The organism is Sneathiella sp. HT1-7 (assembly GCF_020731145.1).
Classification (GTDB): Bacteria; Pseudomonadota; Alphaproteobacteria; order Sneathiellales; family Sneathiellaceae; genus Sneathiella.
This window is the reverse complement of the sequence record NZ_JAJFZN010000001.1, coordinates 975,512-993,189: the sequence shown is the minus strand read 5'-3', so window position 1 is coordinate 993,189 and position 17,678 is coordinate 975,512. Positions and strand designations below refer to the sequence as shown.

At 53.3% G+C, this 17,678-nt stretch carries 18 protein-coding genes; 8 read left to right on the top strand and 10 right to left on the bottom strand.

The features are described 5' to 3' along the window. Window positions 1-3: 3 nt before the first annotated feature. The 3 genes from LKE13_RS04780 to LKE13_RS04770 are packed head-to-tail and all read right to left on the bottom strand — an operon-like array spanning window position 4 to window position 2,927. A complete protein-coding gene (locus tag LKE13_RS04780) occupies window positions 4-948 on the bottom strand; it encodes a prephenate/arogenate dehydrogenase family protein (RefSeq protein WP_227948631.1) in 945 nt (314 codons plus the stop codon). Window positions 949-951: 3 nt separating this feature from the next. Next, window positions 952-2,040 carry a histidinol-phosphate transaminase gene (gene hisC / locus LKE13_RS04775; RefSeq protein WP_227948629.1) on the bottom strand — a complete coding sequence of 363 codons (1,089 nt, stop codon included), beginning with the start codon at window positions 2,038-2,040 and terminating at the stop codon, window positions 952-954. Between the two features lie 32 nt (window positions 2,041-2,072). Further along, window positions 2,073-2,927 (bottom strand): chorismate mutase, encoded by an 855-nt coding sequence (locus LKE13_RS04770; protein ID WP_227948627.1) that lies wholly within the window; start codon window positions 2,925-2,927, stop codon window positions 2,073-2,075. Between the two features lie 163 nt (window positions 2,928-3,090). On the opposite strand from LKE13_RS04770, the gene metX reads away from it, so the two are divergent. After that, window positions 3,091-4,236, top strand: coding sequence for a homoserine O-acetyltransferase MetX (metX, locus tag LKE13_RS04765; RefSeq protein ID WP_227948625.1), 1,146 nt, complete (start codon window positions 3,091-3,093; stop codon window positions 4,234-4,236). Continuing rightward, the gene (metW, locus tag LKE13_RS04760) at window positions 4,233-4,871 is read left to right on the top strand and encodes a methionine biosynthesis protein MetW (RefSeq protein WP_227948622.1); all 639 of its coding nucleotides are present in this window, start codon (window positions 4,233-4,235) and stop codon (window positions 4,869-4,871) included. The genes metX and metW overlap by 4 nt, the downstream gene beginning before the upstream one ends. Before the next feature lie 5 nt (window positions 4,872-4,876). Here metW and LKE13_RS04755 read toward each other — a convergent pair whose 3' ends face one another. Then, complete coding sequence (locus tag LKE13_RS04755; RefSeq protein WP_227948620.1) at window positions 4,877-5,632, bottom strand: class I SAM-dependent methyltransferase; 756 nt, start codon at window positions 5,630-5,632, stop codon at window positions 4,877-4,879. Between the two features lie 69 nt (window positions 5,633-5,701). On the opposite strand from LKE13_RS04755, the gene gloB reads away from it, so the two are divergent. After that, window positions 5,702-6,472 (top strand): hydroxyacylglutathione hydrolase, encoded by a 771-nt coding sequence (gene gloB, locus LKE13_RS04750; protein ID WP_227948619.1) that lies wholly within the window; start codon window positions 5,702-5,704, stop codon window positions 6,470-6,472. Window positions 6,473-6,475: 3 nt separating this feature from the next. Further along, on the top strand, window positions 6,476-6,910 hold the full coding sequence (locus LKE13_RS04745; protein WP_227948618.1) for a cupin domain-containing protein: 435 nt from the start codon (window positions 6,476-6,478) through the stop codon (window positions 6,908-6,910). Here the strand turns inward: LKE13_RS04745 and LKE13_RS04740 are convergent. The 4 genes from LKE13_RS04740 to LKE13_RS04725 all read right to left on the bottom strand — a co-directional run bounded on the left by LKE13_RS04740 (window position 6,907) and on the right by LKE13_RS04725 (window position 11,221). Further along, the gene (locus LKE13_RS04740) at window positions 6,907-7,803 is read right to left on the bottom strand and encodes a DMT family transporter (protein WP_227948617.1); all 897 of its coding nucleotides are present in this window, start codon (window positions 7,801-7,803) and stop codon (window positions 6,907-6,909) included. The two genes, LKE13_RS04745 and LKE13_RS04740, sit on opposite strands and share 4 nt — an antisense overlap. A gap of 106 nt (window positions 7,804-7,909) precedes the next feature. Beyond that, window positions 7,910-8,632 carry an acetoacetyl-CoA reductase gene (gene phbB / locus LKE13_RS04735; protein ID WP_227948616.1) on the bottom strand — a complete coding sequence of 241 codons (723 nt, stop codon included), beginning with the start codon at window positions 8,630-8,632 and terminating at the stop codon, window positions 7,910-7,912. Window positions 8,633-8,659: 27 nt separating this feature from the next. Next, complete coding sequence (locus tag LKE13_RS04730; RefSeq protein WP_265334753.1) at window positions 8,660-9,829, bottom strand: acetyl-CoA C-acetyltransferase; 1,170 nt, start codon at window positions 9,827-9,829, stop codon at window positions 8,660-8,662. Between the two features lie 144 nt (window positions 9,830-9,973). Then, a complete protein-coding gene (locus tag LKE13_RS04725; RefSeq protein WP_227948615.1) occupies window positions 9,974-11,221 on the bottom strand; it encodes an alpha/beta fold hydrolase in 1,248 nt (415 codons plus the stop codon). A 239-nt stretch (window positions 11,222-11,460) separates the two neighbouring features. Between LKE13_RS04725 and phaR the strand changes: the two genes are divergently transcribed. Beyond that, complete coding sequence (gene phaR / locus LKE13_RS04720; RefSeq protein WP_227948614.1) at window positions 11,461-12,075, top strand: polyhydroxyalkanoate synthesis repressor PhaR; 615 nt, start codon at window positions 11,461-11,463, stop codon at window positions 12,073-12,075. Window positions 12,076-12,276: 201 nt separating this feature from the next. Continuing rightward, window positions 12,277-12,708, top strand: a complete 432-nt coding sequence (locus LKE13_RS04715; RefSeq protein WP_227948612.1) for a hypothetical protein — start codon at window positions 12,277-12,279, stop codon at window positions 12,706-12,708. Window positions 12,709-12,721: 13 nt separating this feature from the next. Here the strand turns inward: LKE13_RS04715 and msrA are convergent, their stop codons facing one another. Further along, window positions 12,722-13,210, bottom strand: a complete 489-nt coding sequence (gene msrA / locus LKE13_RS04710; RefSeq protein ID WP_415776498.1) for a peptide-methionine (S)-S-oxide reductase MsrA — start codon at window positions 13,208-13,210, stop codon at window positions 12,722-12,724. A gap of 170 nt (window positions 13,211-13,380) precedes the next feature. On the opposite strand from msrA, the gene LKE13_RS04705 reads away from it, so the two are divergent. Further along, window positions 13,381-14,865: a PLP-dependent aminotransferase family protein gene (locus LKE13_RS04705; protein WP_227948608.1), complete on the top strand. Its 1,485-nt coding sequence runs from the start codon at window positions 13,381-13,383 to the stop codon at window positions 14,863-14,865. 7 nt (window positions 14,866-14,872) lie between these two features. Next, window positions 14,873-16,663, top strand: a complete 1,791-nt coding sequence (locus tag LKE13_RS04700; protein ID WP_227948606.1) for an extracellular solute-binding protein — start codon at window positions 14,873-14,875, stop codon at window positions 16,661-16,663. A 2-nt stretch (window positions 16,664-16,665) separates the two neighbouring features. Here the strand turns inward: LKE13_RS04700 and LKE13_RS04695 are convergent, their stop codons facing one another. Beyond that, window positions 16,666-17,664, bottom strand: a complete 999-nt coding sequence (locus LKE13_RS04695) for a glycosyl transferase family protein (protein ID WP_227948604.1) — start codon at window positions 17,662-17,664, stop codon at window positions 16,666-16,668. Window positions 17,665-17,678 lie beyond the last annotated feature (14 nt).

Genomic DNA, 17,678 nt, shown 5'->3' with positions numbered 1-17,678 from the left:
ACGCTATTCGGATTTCTTTGGCGTGTCCGCGGAAGTGTGAACACGACCGAAATCCGGTTCCGGCGTTTCCTGTCCGGCGTCAATAATCTGCCGCCGGATCGCCCTCGTCCGCGAGAAGATATTGAACAATGTGTCCCCGTCATCGCGCCGAATTGCCCGCTGCAACGCGGTCAAATCCTCAGTAAAGCGACCGAGCATTTCCAGCACAGCCTCCTTGTTATGCAGGAATACATCGCGCCACATAGTCGGATCGGAAGCGGCGATACGGGTAAAGTCGCGGAAACCACCGGCTGAATACTTAATCACTTCAGACTGAGTGACGTCTTCCAGATCATCTGCCGTCCCGACAATATTATAGGCGATCAGATGTGGAATATGGGACGTGATGGCGAGGACCAAATCATGATGATCCGGGTCCATAATCTCAACCTTGCTGCCCATTGCTGCCCAGAAGTCCGACAGTTTCGCGACCGCCGCATCGCTTGCCTGCCCGCATGGCGTCAGGATGAGCCAGCGATTGATAAAAAGTTCGGCGAAACCTGCTGCAGGGCCTGACTTTTCTGTTCCGGCAACCGGATGGCCCGGGATAAATTCGGCATGGCTCGGTAAATTAGGGCCGATAGCCTTTACCACGGCCCCCTTAACAGAGCCCACATCAGTGACAATCGCACCCTTTTCGAGCATCGGCGCAATCTCTTTTGCTAGTGCCTCATAGGTGCCGATAGGAGTGCAGAGGATAACAAGATCCGCACCTTTAACGGCCTCCTTGGGGCTCTCATAGGCCGCATCGACGATGCCGAGTTCCTTCGCAACTCGGCGACTGTCCGCCGTGCGCGCCGCACAGACAATTTCATCTGCAAGGTTATGCTGACGCACAGAGCGAGCTATCGAAGATCCGATTAAGCCAATACCGATCAAAGCCAGCCGTTTGAATTTTACTTCCGTCATACTCTAATTGCCGAGAAATTCGCTCAGCGCCTCTATCACTGCGTGGTTTTCATCATCCTGCCCGATTGTCATCCGCAGGCAGGTCGGCAGGCCATATCCTGCCACCGCGCGAAGCAGCAGACCCTTTTTCGCAAGATACGCTTCGGCATCGGCAGCGGATTTTCCACTCTCCTCAAAATCGATGAGCAGGAAATTACCGACGCTTGGGGTAATACCCAATCCCATTCCACGAAAGCTTTGTGTCAGGATTGGTAGCCATTTATCATTGTGCTGTCGCGCCTTTTCGATATGCGCCTGATCACGAACGGCCTCAACCCCGCCCGCCTGGGCAAGGGCATTAACATTGAACGGCCCGCGCACGCGGTGCAGCACATCAATGATCGCAGGGGGGCAATAGGCCCAACCGAGGCGCAGCCCGGCAAGGCCGTAGATCTTTGAAAAAGTCCGGGTCACAACCACATTGTCGTTGGTATCGACCAACTCGACCCCTGCACGATAATCATCACGGCTAACATATTCCGCATAGGCCGCATCTAGCACGAGAAGAATGTCATCGCGCAGACTTTCACGCAGGCGCACCACTTCTGAATGTGGCAGATAAGTGCCTGTCGGGTTATTCGGATTAGCGAGAAAGACAATTTTTGTCTTCTCTGTCACCGCCGCAAGCAGATTGTTCACATCCGCAGTGCGATCAATTTCCGGAGCCTTCACCGGTGTTGCCCCCGCCGCGGCCGCAGAAATGGCATACATCAGGAAACCATGCTCCGGAAACAGCACTTCATCCCCGGGTCCGACATAGGCCGTATTCAACAGGGAAATAAGTTCATCCGATCCGTTTCCGCAGACAATGCGGGCGGCATCCAGATTATGCACTTCGGCAATCGCGTCCGTTATGAGGAGCGAGCCACCATCGGGGTATCGATGAGCATTTGCAACAACCGCCTCAATCGCAGCGACCGCCTTCGGGCTCGGGCCGAGCGGCGATTCATTGGAAGAGAGCTTGGCAACATTCTGATTTTCACCCGCCTTGGATTTGCCGCCAACATAGGGGGAGATAGTCATAATACCTGGCTGTGGAACCGGTGTCGTCATTGAACTTCTTTCAACTCGGGTAGTGGATTTCTTTATTTGATGGGAACGGCGTATGCGCCAAGAATAACGGCTTTAATAAAGCTTTCGCCACCGATCTCCCCTAGTGTAACCAGGCGTGGATCTGTTTTCGCAACAAATTCGGGCATTTCGATAAGATGGAGCCAGTCACCTTCCCCCGCATCGGGCGTGCGGGAATCCGCACAATAACCGCTGAGACCCGCCTTCGTAAGATTTTCTGTGAGCCGCGCGCGGCTCACCTCTTCACTGGTGGCCAGAGCCATCAAGGTCACATCATCGCCAGAGGGCTCCGGTTCCGCCTGACCGATGACAAGGGAGTTCAAATCCTCAAATCCGCCGGACGGATTATCAAGGAAAGGTAGCGCCGCCAGAATCTTGGGCACATTTTCCCCGCCTTGCGCAAGCTGTGTCCACCAGGTATCGCGCTCCCGCGTCAGCCAAGGAAGCACGCCCAGAGTCGACGGGTTTTCATAAACCTCCCGCAGGACAACCGTTGGCAGCTGATGCAACTTCATTGGCGTCGCTGAGCCAAAATGAAACCGCGCCAAATCCCAGTAGCCAACGGATTTATCAGGCGCGGTTATGGAAACCGAGTATGGCTGCTGCATCCAGCCAACTGCTGCAATTAATTCTCGCCAAATCGCCGCAATAACCGTGTCAGGCAGCTTGCTGGAATGCGCCTTCAATATATTACGGAGAATGGATGCCTCTCTACCCGGGCGAAAGGCAATAGCCTTGCCATCTCCTTTTTTCGCCGCGGCGATATCCTCGACAATTGCGATCCGCTTTTCCAGAACCGACAAAAGTTCCGCATCCAGCCGGTCAATCTCAGCCCTCAGCGCTTCCAGTTTTGTATTTTTTATTGTCACTATCGTTACCTGAACTTACAGACTGTTTTGTCAAAATTGGACCACAAAGCCCCGGATTTGGCAAAGAATATATTGACATACCTTACCCCGCCGCACTAGCTAACAGCAAAGTCATTCAAAACAAAGATTTTTCTAATCCATTTGCGGGAAAAGAGTAGCATAAGTGTCTATAAATCCTCCACAGTCGGATAATCAGACTATTATCCTTGGAAAGGAGACCCCGCTCAAGCTGGACTGCGGCGTGACGCTGGAGGCCATCAATATGGCCTATTGCACTTATGGAAAGCTGAATGCGGAGAAATCAAATGCGATTCTGGTCTGTCATGCCCTGACCGGCGATCAATTTGCCGCCAGTCGCCAACCCGTTACCGGCAAGAACGGTTGGTGGGAAATAATGATTGGCCCGGGCAAGGTTCTCGATACAGATAAATACTTTATTGTCTGCAGCAATGTCCTTGGTGGATGCATGGGCACGACAGGCCCGTCCGATATCGACCCGAAGACAGGCAAACCATTTGGCCTGAATTTCCCAATCATTACCATCGGAGATATGGTCCGCGCCCAGGCACTGCTTCAGGATTATCTCGAAATCGGAAGCTGGTTTAGTGTAATCGGCGGTTCCATGGGCGGTATGCAAACCCTGCAATGGGCCAGCGCCTATCCAGACCGGGTATTCAGCGCGATTCCCATCGCCTGTGCCGCACGCCACAGTGCACAGAATATTGCCTTCCATGAGGTTGGTCGTCAGGCAGTGATGGCCGACCCCAACTGGCAGAGCGGTGATTATTACGCAAGTGATACGAAACCGACAGCCGGCTTGGCAGTTGCGCGCATGGCCGCGCATGTGACTTATCTTTCAGAGGCAGCGCTCCACCGGAAATTTGGACGTAACTTGCAGGATCGAGATAATCTCACTTACGGGTTCGACGCGGACTTCCAGGTTGAAAGCTATCTGCGGTATCAGGGAATCAATTTCGTCGACCGGTTCGATGCGAACTCCTATCTCTATATCACCCGGGCCATGGATTATTTTGATCTGGTGGAGGATAATGGTGGTGCGCTCGCCAATGCGTTTGAGGGAACGAAAACCCGCTTCTGCAGTGTCTCTTTTACGAGTGACTGGCTATTTCCGACATCCGAAAACAGGGATATTGTCCATGCGCTGATCGCGGCAGCAGCGAATGTCAGCTTTGTAGAGGTTGAGACAGACAAGGGCCATGACGCCTTCCTGCTCGATACACCGGAAATGTTCAAAACAATTGATGGATTCCTGCAGTCGAGTGCAAAAAGCCGAGGCTTGGTCTCATGAATGATCCCATCAAATTTGTGCCCAAGCGGGACATCCGCGTTGATTGGCAATTGATTGCGGAAATGGTCGAGCCAGGCAGCCGGGTTCTGGATGTCGGCTGCGATGACGGGCAGCTTCTTGCCCATCTCGCCGAAACGAAGGAAGTCGAAGGTCGCGGTCTTGAGCTTAGCCAGCAGGGTGTGAACATCTGTGTCGCGAACGGGCTTTCCGTGGTGCAGGGGAATGCCGATACGGATCTTGTTTATTATCCCGACGACAGTTTCGACTATGCGATTTTGAGCAAGACCTTGCAGACTACGCATCAGCCGCATGTTGTACTGGAACAGCTTCTTCGCATCGGGCGGCGCGCCATTGTCTCTTTCCCGAATTTCGCCTACTGGCGTTGTCGGGCCTATCTCGCAGTCAAGGGACGGATGCCGATGACGAATTCATTGGATATTCCGTGGTACGAAACGCCGAATATCCATTTCTGCACGCTCACGGATTTCACCGCACTTTGCGAAAAAATGGATGTCAAAATCGAACAATCGGTCATCGTCAAGGCATCGGGCGATGTGATGACCCGCTCGACCTATGGCAGCTTCGCTAATTTCTTCGGCGCGGACTGCATTTTTATGCTCTCAAAAAATTCCTAGATCTTTTATTTCGCCTGCCGGGACTGCCTTCTGGCAATTACAGGACGGGCCGCCGGCAAGATAACCGGTCGCCGACGTGTTTTACGTTCGGGTAATTCTGTCAGCGCGTATATCTGTTTCTCCGCTTCCATAATCCGGACACCGCAGAAATGCCCCCACCATTTTTCACCGACATTCTCCCATGCTTTCGATAGGCGCAGATTAAGCCGCCATTTGCTAGGCGGCATATAGAGGGCGCCCTGCCGCTCACCCGGTGTAAAGCTGTTATCCCGCAGAAGACGGTTAAGCTGCTTGTCACTATAGGGGCGACCATAGCCGAAGGGTGTGTTTTCCGTCCGCGACCAAAGACCGCGCCGACTTGGCACCACGACCATCAGTTTTCCCGTCGAAGTGAGGACTCTCCAAAGCTCCTGCATTATCAAATCAACATCGGTCGCATTTTCAAGTCCATGCACCCAGATGATACGATCGATAGAAGAATCAGGGAGTGGCAAAGTGTGCTCATCCACAAGGCTGACGAGGCTTTTGCCCTCACGCGGCCATTGAATGACCCCCTGCTCTAGCGGCATGAAGGAGATAACCCGTTCTGCCTCCGCGCGAAACGGATTTAGAAAAGGCGTAGCATAACCAATGCCGAGAACCCGGAAATTTTTCAGATCCGGCCACATCAGCCGGATTTTGCGGCCAATCGTGCGGCGGACCATCTGCCCAAGAGAGCTGTGGTAAAAATTCCGCAAATCAATAACATCGGGTCTGAGCATGGTGTTATACTGCCATAAAATATAGAAATGGAAACTTAACAAAAAAGCGCAATTTCGAAAGAACAACTGATGAGCAAACTGGAAATTCACCAAATTCCTGTCCTAAGTGACAATTATGTCTATTTATTTCGGGACCCCGAAAGCGGTTTGGTTGGCGTTGTCGACCCCGCTGTCGCTGATCCGGTCTTGGGTAAGCTGAAAGAACTTGGCTGGACGCTAACCCATATCATCAATACCCATCATCATCCGGATCATACAGGTGCCAATCTGGAACTTAAGGAGAAGACGGGCTGCACGATTGTTGGCGCAAAGAATGATGCGGCGCGCATTCCGGGGATCGATATCAAAGTGGAAGAAGGCGATACTTTCGAATTCGGCAGCCAAAAGGCGCATGTATTTGAGGTGCCGGGTCATACGGTCGGCCATATTGCCTACTGGTTTGAGGAGTCAGACGCGCTCTTCTGCGGGGATACGCTGTTTGCTCTCGGTTGTGGACGGCTGTTTGAAGGGACACCTGCGCAGATGTGGCAGAGCATCAGCAAATTCCGCAACCTTCCCGATGAAACCAAAGTCTATTGCGCCCATGAATATACCGAAGCAAACGGCCGTTTTGCTGTGTCGGTGAACCCCAGGAACGAAGCACTGCAAGAACGCTTTGCCAAGATTGTCGAGATGCGAAAGAAGAATATTCCGACAGTCCCTTCCACCCTTGGAGAGGAGAAGGAAACCAACCCCTTTATGCGCGCGGATGACCCGGTTCTGGCGTCAGAACTAGAGCTAAGCGGTGCCGATCCAGTGGAGGTATTCGCCGAAACCCGCCGTCGCAAGGACAGTTTCTAAATCATGACCCTGACCGCCGCCGATATCATCCAGCGTCTTAATATGCAGCCCCATCCGGAGGGCGGGCATTTCGTCGAAACCTTCCGTGATGACCTGACTCTGCCGGATAGCAAACGCGCGCTTTCAACGGCGATCTATTATCTGCTTGAAAAGGGAGATCGGTCCCATTGGCACCGTGTCGATGCCGTGGAAATCTGGCATTATTACGCGGGCGCATCGCTCACACTCTCCATGGCTGCGGAGGACGCCCCGGCGGAGGACTGGATTTTGGGCCCGGACCTTTTCAATGAGCAGCGACCACAGATCACCATTCCACGAGGCTACTGGCAGGCTGCCCACTCAAACGGGGACTGGACGCTTGTCGGATGCACAGTTGCGCCGGGTTTCGAGTTTGACGGGTTCGAGATGGCGCCGAAAGACTGGGCCCCTACGATTTAGTCAGGTTTTGCCGGCGTCCATAACGCCCGCAGTATTTTCAGCGAACCGACGAGTGCGCCAACAGTAATAAGAAGGCACCCAAAAATCAGGGACCAGGAAAAGCTGGCCACGCCGACGGCCAACAGGATCAGGGTGGAGAGCAGGGGCGAGAGATAGGACAGTACGCCTAGCGTCTGGATATCTCCGTGCTTCATCCCGCGATCCCAGAGGAAAAAAGCTCCGCCGACGGGACCAATACCCAGGCCCAGAACTGCCAACCATTGTAGAGCACCCTCGGGCCAGAGCGTCACCTCAAACAGGACATGGCAGCCAAGCGATAAGAGCGCCGTTATTCCGCAGAAAAGACCGATAACGTCGGAAGAGACCGCCGAATATCTCCGGCTCAAGACCGAATAGCTTGACCAGATAAAAGCACAGAGAATGGCAGCGAGATAGCCCGTGCTGTATTCCGGCCTGATCTCCAATGTGGCGCCCTTGGTGATCAGCAAGCCTGCGCCCACCAGGCTGATCAACCCGCCAACCAGGTGGAACCAGTAAAACCGCTCTCCCGGCAGCAGCGTCGAGAACAGGACGATCAGCAGCGGCCAGAGATAAGCGATCAAGCCTGCTTCTGCCGCCGGAGCGTTTTTAAGTGCCAGAAAATAGAAAAAGTGATAGCCGAACAAGCCCGCAACCCCAAGCACCCAAAGGCCAGCCGGTATCTTGAACAATGGCCGGATATCCTGACGATAGAACAACCATTTCAGGGACACACTAACAAAAGCTATTCCGAACGTCATCGCCGTGAGCTGGAATGGCGGCACCTGAGCTGTACCTGCCGTAAACAGGGCCAGAAGTGCCCACAGCAGGATTGCGCCAAGGCCGCAAAGGCTCGCTATCGTTCGTCCTCTCATCGTATAACCGCCCCTGAATTAGTCCGAATTGTCCGAAAAAGAAAATGGCATGGCTCCGGTCTCCCGGCGCCATGCCACTTTCAATTACAACCGTACAGATCAGGGATCAATACATATGCTGACCACCGTTGATCGAGAGTGTCGAGCCGGTAATGAAGCCGGCGTCGTCCGCAGCGAGGAAGCAAACCCCACGAGCGATTTCAGATGCCTTGCCAAGCCTCCCGACCGGAATACCGGCAACGATTTTAGCCAGCACATTTTCCGGCACCGCCGCCACCATGTCGGTATCGATATAACCCGGCGCAATGGCATTCACTGTGATGCCCTGCCCCGCACCTTCCTGAGCCATGGCCTTGGTAAAGCCATGAATACCGGATTTTGCCGCCGCGTAGTTAACCTGCCCATACTGGCCGGCCTGACCATTGATCGACCCAATATTTATTACACGGCCAAACTTTGCCGCACGCATATCGTCGATTGTTACCCGGCACATATTGAAGCAGGAGCCAAGATTGGTATCGATCACCTTTTGCCAGTTTTCCTGAGTCATCCGATGCAGTGTTCCATCTCGGGTAATGCCTGCATTATTGACAACTATCTCTACCGGACCGAGATCTGCCTTCACTTTGGCCACCCCTTCGGTACAGGCGTCAAAATCTGATACATCCCATTTATAGGAAGAAATGCCTGTGCGGTCCGAAAACTCCTTCGCCCGCTCGTCATTCCCTCCATAGTTCGCGGCAACTTTGTAACCCTTCTCATGCAGCATGATGGAAATGGCCTCGCCAATTCCACGAGTACCGCCCGTTACAATTGCTACTCTCGACATTTTCTGCCCCCTTTTGTCCCTAGTTAGCTATCGTTCAACACACATGGCGATACCCATACCGCCACCGATACAAAGTGTTGCCAGTCCTTTATGCGCATCACGCTTCTGCATTTCATGCAGCAACGTGACCAACACGCGAGCACCCGATGCACCAATCGGATGTCCGATGGCTATGGCACCACCGTTCACATTGACCTTGCTGGTATCCCAGCCAAGATCCTTATTCACCGCGCAAGCCTGCGCGGCAAAAGCTTCGTTCGCCTCAACAAGGTCTAGATCGTCGGTCGTCCAGCCCGCTTTTTCAAGCGCGGCGCGGCTCGCAGGAATAGGACCTGTGCCCATGATCGCGGGATCAACACCGCTTTGTGCCCAGGAAACAATCCGCGCGAGGGGCTTCAGCCCTTTTGCTTCAGCGGCCTCCGCCGTCATCAGTACAACGGCAGCTGCACCATCATTAATGCCGGAAGCATTGCCCGCCGTAACGGAGCCGTCTTTCGCGAAAGCAGGTCGCAGTCCGCCCAACTTCTCAGCCGTAGTTCCGCCGCGGATATATTCATCCTGATCCACAACAATCTCGCCTTTGCGCGTGGAAATGGTGACTGGAACGATCTCGTCCTTGAAACGGCCCGCGGCCTGTGCCTCGGAGGCTTTACGCTGCGATTCCGCGGCGAATTCATCCTGCGCTTCCCGGGTAATCTGCCATTTGGCGGCAACATTCTCCGCCGTGTTGCCCATGTGATAACCATGGAATGCGTCAATAAGGCCATCTTTCAGCATGGTGTCCGTAAATTCGAGCGGGCCCATTTTCTGCCCATTGCGCAAATGCGCGCAGTGAGGCGCCCGGCTCATGCTCTCCTGACCACCGGCAACGACGACCTGCGAATCACCATTGAGGATGGCCTGATAACCAAGAGCGACAGCACGTAGGCCCGAACCGCAAAGCTGGTTCACGCCCCAAGCGGGAACTTCAAACGGGACACCGGCGTTGACAGAGGCCTGCCGCGCCGGATTCTGGCCCTCACCTGCACTCAGCACCTGGCCCAGGATAACTTCGGAAACTTCGCTCGCGTCCGTCTTAGAGCGGGAAAGCGATTCCTTAATAACAATCTCGCCAAGTTTATGCGCAGACAAAGGCGCCAGTGCGCCATTGAAAGAACCAACGGCGGTGCGGACCGCACTAGTAATGACAACGTCCATAATTTATTTCTCCTGCTTCGAATGTGTAATTTTAATTCAAAAATCACTTCGTATGAGAAATTTTCCAATCATTTACCCTGCTCATACGAAATAACGTTAGTTTTTCGGAACCGCAACCCTTTTCTTATTTCATCGCTCAAAAACTCAATTTGCCATGATCCAATCGCCTAATTGCCGCCATAAACCATCCTGCGCCTTCCCGCTCGCCATCATACCAACATGCCCCGACGGCGGGGTGATAACTGTCGCGGATGGCAAAACGGACGCCAGCGCGAGCGCAGAGGGTCGAGGAACGATCTTGTCGGTTTTTGGAACAGCGATAAGAGATGCTATGGTAATATCCTGCGGCTGAACAATTTTCCCGTCAACCGCCCATTTCAACAAATTCGGCTCGTTCCGACCATACCATTTATCAAAAACATCCGCAGCCACATGTCGGACGAGCGGATAACCGTCGTTCAGCCAATCTTCAATGGCAACAAATTCCTGTGCCTGATCGGACGTCATGTCCATACTCACAAATTTGCTAAACTTTCGAAGCCCAAGGTTTGGATCTAGACTGGCAAAAAGCGTTTGCAACAGATCCACCGGTAATTCCCCGAACCCTGCAAGAATATTGGCCCACATTTCCCGCTGATCGAAAAGCGTCTTTGCCTGACCGCCAAACTCCGCATGAAAATCCCAAGGCGCCGCAATGGCTATGAAACTCTGAAGTTTGTCCTGCCGACGTTGCGCCGCCGCGACCGACAGAGTCCCCCCCATGCAGTAACCCACAAGATGGAGAGAGCCTTTCGAATAGGCTGCAGACACAAAGTCTATCGCGGGGCAAATACGCTCAGTTACATAATCGGCGGTATCGAATCCACGCTCCCTCTCACCGGGTGCATTCCAGTCGAGCAGAAGCGGATGCATCCCCCGCGCCGCGAGATAATCGACAAGGCTCCGATCCGGCATGAGATCTAGAATGTAGGCCCGGTTGACCAGGGACGGGACCAATAGCACAACAGGCGCAGTATCTGGGGCATCAGGCGCGCCATCCAGCAGTTGGGTCGTGCCGCACTGCCAGATAACTGGCCGATTGCGTGGTTCCCGATGGTAGGGATGATCGTGATATAGGCGAATGCCTTTGATCATTTCCTTCACTTGTTCACTGCCCTGATCAGCAAGCTGTTTGAGCATCTCAGGTCCATATTCGATAGATCCGAAGTCGAGCGAACTACCCCGCGCGGCGGACGATGCGGGTGTCGGAAAGATGGTATCCTTCTGGCGAAGCGGAAGAAGCGCCAGAGAGCTTGCAACAGATGTGGTCGCCAACCCCAGATGGAGCGCCAACGGGCGCGGACCAGTCCGCGAGGCTATCGAACTGTTATTATTCTGGGCGTTAATACTCATTCGCCAACACCTGTTCCAGCAATATAGTTACAGTCTGGGATCTCATTCCTGCCGTCACCGCTGCATATCATATTACTTTATATATGCCAGCGCGGTCGGGTTGCCACTTGGCGATATGCTTTATTTCGACTTTATAATGCATTATTTACCAACGGCGTTGCACAATAAACTTGCGCAGCGCAGCAAATACAGGTGAAAATACGCGCATTAATATCTTCCAGCATAAGTTAGGAGACGCCGTGGTTGAAAAAAAGACTGATGACAAAAAGCCAATTGTCATTAAAAAATATGCAAACCGCAGGTTATACAATACTGCCACGTCATCATACGTCACGCTGGATCATTTGAGCCGTATGGTCAAGGAAGGGACTGAATTCGTTGTATTTGACGCGAAGACGAATGATGATATTACGCGGTCAGTCCTGACCCAGATAATCTTCGAGGAAGAAGCCAAGGGTCAGAATCTTCTTCCCATCAACTTCCTTCGCCAACTGATTAGCTATTATGGCGACAGCCTGCAAACCGTGGTCCCGGACTATCTCGAAATGTCCATGCGGTCTTTCTCCGACAATCAGGACAAGATGCGGGAAGTCCTGCCCGGGAACCTGACAGCCAATCCCATGTTCCAGCAGTTTGAGGAAATGGGGCGCAAGAATATGGAAATGTTCAGCCAGGCGGTGCGTATGTTCTCTCCCCCTACTTTATTTGGCGGTACGGAGGGGACCGCAGAAACTGAGAAACCAACAGATTCTGCACAAAAGAAACCTGATCAAACCGCCGAGATGATGCAGGAACTCAAGGATCAGTTGAAGTCCATGCAAAAGCGCATTGATGAAATGGGCGACAAGAAATAGCGCCGGGAGTTGTGTTTTCGCCGGTTTTATGTTAAATTATTTTTATAACTATAGGTTTTGTTAAGATTATTTTGCGGATTTACCCTCAAAATAATCGGCCTTAGTTTGGGCTGACGGAGAATCAGTCGCCCCCATTGTCATTGGCTTCAGAATGAAGACCGATTACTTCTGAATTTTAAACTTGTCCGGGACCGGATATTGATGGACGTTACGCGGACCATTTCAAATATTCTTCCACCGCCAGCGAAACGTAATGATGGCGGCGCTCTGCAGTTTGCCCGGAAAAGCACTCCGGCGGACCAAGATGACGTGCGCGTTGAAGAAGTACCGTCCGTTAATGCACAGCAGCGTCACGCCCGCGATGAGATTAGATCCGAAAAAGGCATGGCGCAGGTCCCCGTCAGGCTTCGGGAAATTCACAGCACCTTTACATCATCCCGCGCCCCCGGTGCTGTTGCCCACACTCCATATTCAGCACCATTTCTTGCACAGCAGCTAGCCCAGCAGGATGACGCAACGATCGAGGGTGATTCTGCACGTGTCCACCGCCAAGCCATCTCCGCCTACGATAACAGTCTCAACCTGACCGCGACAGTAATCGGGTTTGAGGGTCATTCGGAACGGATTGCCTAAACGCCTTTAGCCCCTAGATACGACAGGTCGCTAGCCCGCGCTTTTCCAGATATTGTTGATGATAATCTTCCGCCGGATAAAAATCGAGCGCCGGTGAAATTTCCGTAACGACCGGTCGACGCAACAGCCCGTGTCTTCCTTGCGCCTCTTTTGAGGCTTCGGCAATTGCCTTCTGGTCGTCATTTCGATAGAAAATCGCGCTGCGGTACTGCGTGCCGATATCCGGCCCCTGCCGGTTCAATGTCGTCGGATCATGGCTCTGCCAAAAAACATTGAGGAGGTCCTCAAAACTCACCACGGCCGGATCGAACCTTACTTGAACCACTTCCGCATGCTGTGTGCGCCCAGTGCAAACATCTTCATAGGTGGGATTTGCCGTGTTGCCGCCTTGATATCCAACAACGGTTTCCTTCACGCCCGATACTTGTCGAAATGCCGCCTCGACACCCCAAAAGCAACCGGCGCCAAAATAAGCAATTTCTGTTGTTTCCGTCATTTTCATCTCCTCATACACAAGATCGGCGCTGTTTATTATTTCGCGCATTTTTTGAAGAATGCAACCGCGGACAAGAAAACTTGATCAGAAAGAAGCCGTCGCCGAAATATAACTTGGTATTGGTCTGATATTTTTGTAAAATTTCCATGAATTACAAACCAATTTAAATGGTTCCCATGCCCCGTCGCCTCAAGAATGCACAGCTGCAGACGTTAACCCTCGACCCAAAGAGCGCCGTTTCCCTGCATCAACAGCTTTTTTTGGCGCTGCGTCAGGCAATTCTTGACGGTCGGCTGAGGCCTGACACGCGCTTACCTTCCAGTCGGTCTCTTGCCGCCGATCTCGATGTTTCGCGCAATACAGTGCTGAGCGCCTATGATCAGCTGATGGCGGAAGGATATCTTATCAGCCGCATCGGAGCCGGCTCCTACGTGTCGGATCAACTTCCCGACGATTTGCTGCAGCGCAAGACGAAAGGTCAAGCGCCGGGCGTTCAGACACGGGAAATCTATCTTTCGAAAATGGCCGCGCCTTTCCTGGGCAAGACACGTTCCTCAGAGAAAAGGGGCCTGCCTTTCTCCCCGGGGCTACCCGCACTTGAAACCTTCCCGTTTGAGGACTGGGCACGCCTTCTCTCTCGCCACTGGCGGCGACCAGGACGCGAATATCTGGTCGATAATCCCGTTGGCGGCGCTAAAATTCTACGCGAGGCCCTTGCTTCATACCTTGGACAGACCCGCGCCGTTCGTTGCCATCCCGATCAGGTAGTCATTCTTTCCGGATCGCAGCAGGCTATCCATTTGGTGGTGCGTGCCTTTGCCGAACCGGGCGAGGCTGTCTGGATGGAGGAGCCGGGCTATCCCGGCATTCGCGATGCCATCCTTTCCGCCGGGGCTGTTCCAATCTCCGTTCCCGTTGATGAGGAGGGATTTTCCCTCACGCGCGCGCGCGAAAGATCGCCCGCAGCCCGCCTTGCCTGTATTTCCCCCTCCCACCAATATCCGCTGGGCCAGACAATGTCGCTCGCCCGGCGGCTGGATATTCTGAAATGGGCGAAAGAGGAGGGGCGATTTATCCTGGAAGATGATTACGACAGCGAATATCGTTACGCGGGGCGACCCCTCTCTTCACTTCAAGGCCTCGATGATGACAATCGGGTGCTCTATGTCGGCACCATGAGCAAAGTTATGTTTTCCGGCCTAAGGGTAGGCTATATGGTGGTACCGGAGGATCTGGTGGATGTGTTCCTCGGTCTTCGCCAGAATATTGACAGCCACTCCCCTGCAGTACCCGAAGCAGCGCTTGCGGACTTCATCAATGAGGGCTATCTCGCCGCCCATGTCCGGCGTACCCGGCTTTTGTATGAAGCACGGCAGAAACATCTACTCTCGCTGCTACATGAAAGACTAGGTGATATCATTATGGTGGCACCACAGGAATCGGGCATGCATCTTGTCACCTATCTGCCGCCCGGCATCAATGATAAGGATGTGGAGCGCGACGCCGCCAAGGCGGGCATGCTTGTACGGGCCCTTTCCGGATTTTACAATTTGCCGACAGACCAGACCGGTCTTATTCTTGGCTTTGCCGGCACAGCGGAAAAAGAAATGCCACAATTGATCGATAGGCTTGCCAAAATCATTCGCAGCAAGGCGACGTAGTTTGCATATGAAAAAACATTCTTCACTCCTCCTCTTCCTGATAGCCCTTTTTTTCGGTTGTGCGGGTCCGGCACAAGCTGCTGAAAAACACCATGCCATCGCCATGCATGGAGAACCGAAATATCCTGCCGGATTCTTGCATTTCGACTATGTCAATCCAGGATCTCCAATTGGCGGGACACTGCGCCTTAGCGACATTGGCAGCTTTGATAGCCTTAACCCCTTTCTTTTGAAAGGAGTCACCCCGCGCGGGCTCAGCGATGTCTATCAGACTTTACTGGAACGGTCCCGCGATGAACCCTTCACCCTGTACGCAAATATTGCCGAAGCCATTGAAGTCGCGCCGGACCGCAGCTGGATTGCCTTTCACATCAACCCCAAAGCGCGCTTCTCGAACGGCACCCCCATCACGGCGGAGGATGTGCTGAGTTCATACGAAACCCTTCGCGAACAGGGGCGACCGAATGTTCAACTCTATTACCGTAAGGTGACAAAGGCCGATATTCTTTCCCCCCTCTCCGTTCGATTTGCGTTCGAGGAGGAAGGACGTTTCGAGATGCCACTTATTATGGGGCTGATGAGCGTATTGCCAAAATCGGAGCTTTTAGAGACCAGTTTTGATAAAACCTCCCTCACCCCCCTGATCGGGTCAGGCCCCTATCTGGTTGAGAAAATCGAACCCGGTCGGCGCATTATCTATCGCCGAAACGAAAATTTCTGGGGCTGGCATCTGCCGCAAAACAAAGGCCGACATAACTTCGGGCGGATAATTTATGACTATTTCCGCGATGACGACGTCGCGCTAGAGGCCTTCAAATCCCACAATATTGATGCCCGCTTCGAAAGTAATGCAGCCAAATGGACCGCGAGCTATGGCTGGCAGTCAGGTGCTGAGTACAAGAGATCAACCCCGAAGCTCAGCATACCCGCACCAATGCTCGCCTTTGTCTTTAACACACGGCATAAGAAATTTGCTGATCTGCGTGTCCGCAAGGCCCTGACCCACGCCTTTGACTTCGAATGGGTAAACGCCAATATCCTGCATAGTCTTTATAAGCGCACGCACAGTTTTTTCGAAAACTCCCCACTTGCCGCAAAGGGCATAATCAAGGATGCCGAGCGGGACGTGCTCTCCCCCTTCGCGGATGAGCTGCCTGAGGCCGTATTTAACGACGCTTTTAGCCTTCCCAAAACGGATGGTTCGGGCCGGGCGCGCGTTAATCTCAAAATAGCGCGGCAATTACTCCTGTCTGCAGGTTACAAGATTAAAGATGGCATTCTAACCCATCAGGAAACTGGTCGCCCCTTCGAGATCGAATTTCTGATCAATAATACCGACTACGTCAAGATGATCTCCCCGTTTCAGCGGAATCTTGAACTTCTTGGCATCCAGAGTAATATCCGCCAGATCGATACGGCAAGTTATCAGAACCGCCTGACCGAGTATGAGTTCGACATAATCATCAATAGCTGGGGCCAGTCACTCTCACCCGGGAATGAACAGGCTTTCTACTGGAGCCGGAACGCTGCTGAAACGCCCGGCACGCGGAATTATCCGGCCATCCGCCTCGCCGCCGTTGACGCCATGATCGAACAGATTGCCACCGCACAGGATCGGGCGACGCTGGTTAATGCGGCGCGCGCCCTTGATCGCGTATTGCTCAACGGACATTATGTCATCCCGCTCTATTATACGGATGAAAAATGGCTAGCGCATTGGCCGGAAATCAAACTACCGGCCGTCCCCTCCTACTGGGGAACCAGTGCCGATTTATGGTGGTATGAGAAGGACAGTTAGACTTAGCCGAACCGTTTCTTATCGCGGTTTTCCCAAATTTCCCGGGCATGTGCCTCAGCCTCGCAGATTTTAAGGGCTGGCTCCGCAAGCTTCAAGGCAAAGGCAAGGGTGCCGATGACCGCAAGGATAGGCACCGGCAAATCAAGACTCCCTTGCCAGAGATGGAGGAGCCGCTCTGGCGACAGATCTTCTTCCCGCCATTTATAGACATTCTCTTCTGTCATTGCCGGCCATTCCTGCACCGTCGCCTCGCCGCCCACCAGCGCATCGGCGAGAACAGGCTTCATCGGATTGCGCTGTACTTCGCCGCCGCCGCCCTTGAATATCAAGCTGTTGGGTTGGTCAAGCGTCTCTACTGTTCCAAGATGCAAGGCCTTGTAAGGCGGATGGAATACTCCCTGAAGCTGATAAGGCGCACTGAAGGGATTGATATCCCGCCCGAATGTATTCACCGCCGTCCGCACACCAAGCAGGGGGCGCAACTCGAAAAGCGCCTGTACTGAGGGGCAGAATTTCTCCAACCCAATATACACGAGGTTGTTATCACTAAGACATGCTGCCGCGTCGGAAAGAGAAGCAGCCTCTGGCACACCAAATACGGCGAGGCCCGGTCGTGTCGGCGCATAACCATCGGTATAGCCTTCGATGCCATGCATCAATACCTTGTACCCCTGATCAGCAAGAAGGATGGCGGAAAGGATAAACCAGGGCTGCTGCCGATGACGATCCGCGTAAGATGGCCAGTCAAAATCCACTTTTGCCGCAACATCCCGCTCCAGAAAATGATCGCGTGCAGCGGCCACCATACCGGCGAGTTCTGCGCCCGTTTCACCCTTGCGGCGCAGCAATAGCAGGAACGCGCCAAGCTGTAATGGCTCGACCTCGCCGGAGAGCACCATATTCATGGCGGCTCTCGCTTCGTCAAAAGTCATATCCCGCCACATCTTCGGACCTTTGCCGAGAATGCGGACATATTGCGCAAACGGATGATCTTGGGTCATGGCGAGAATTTATA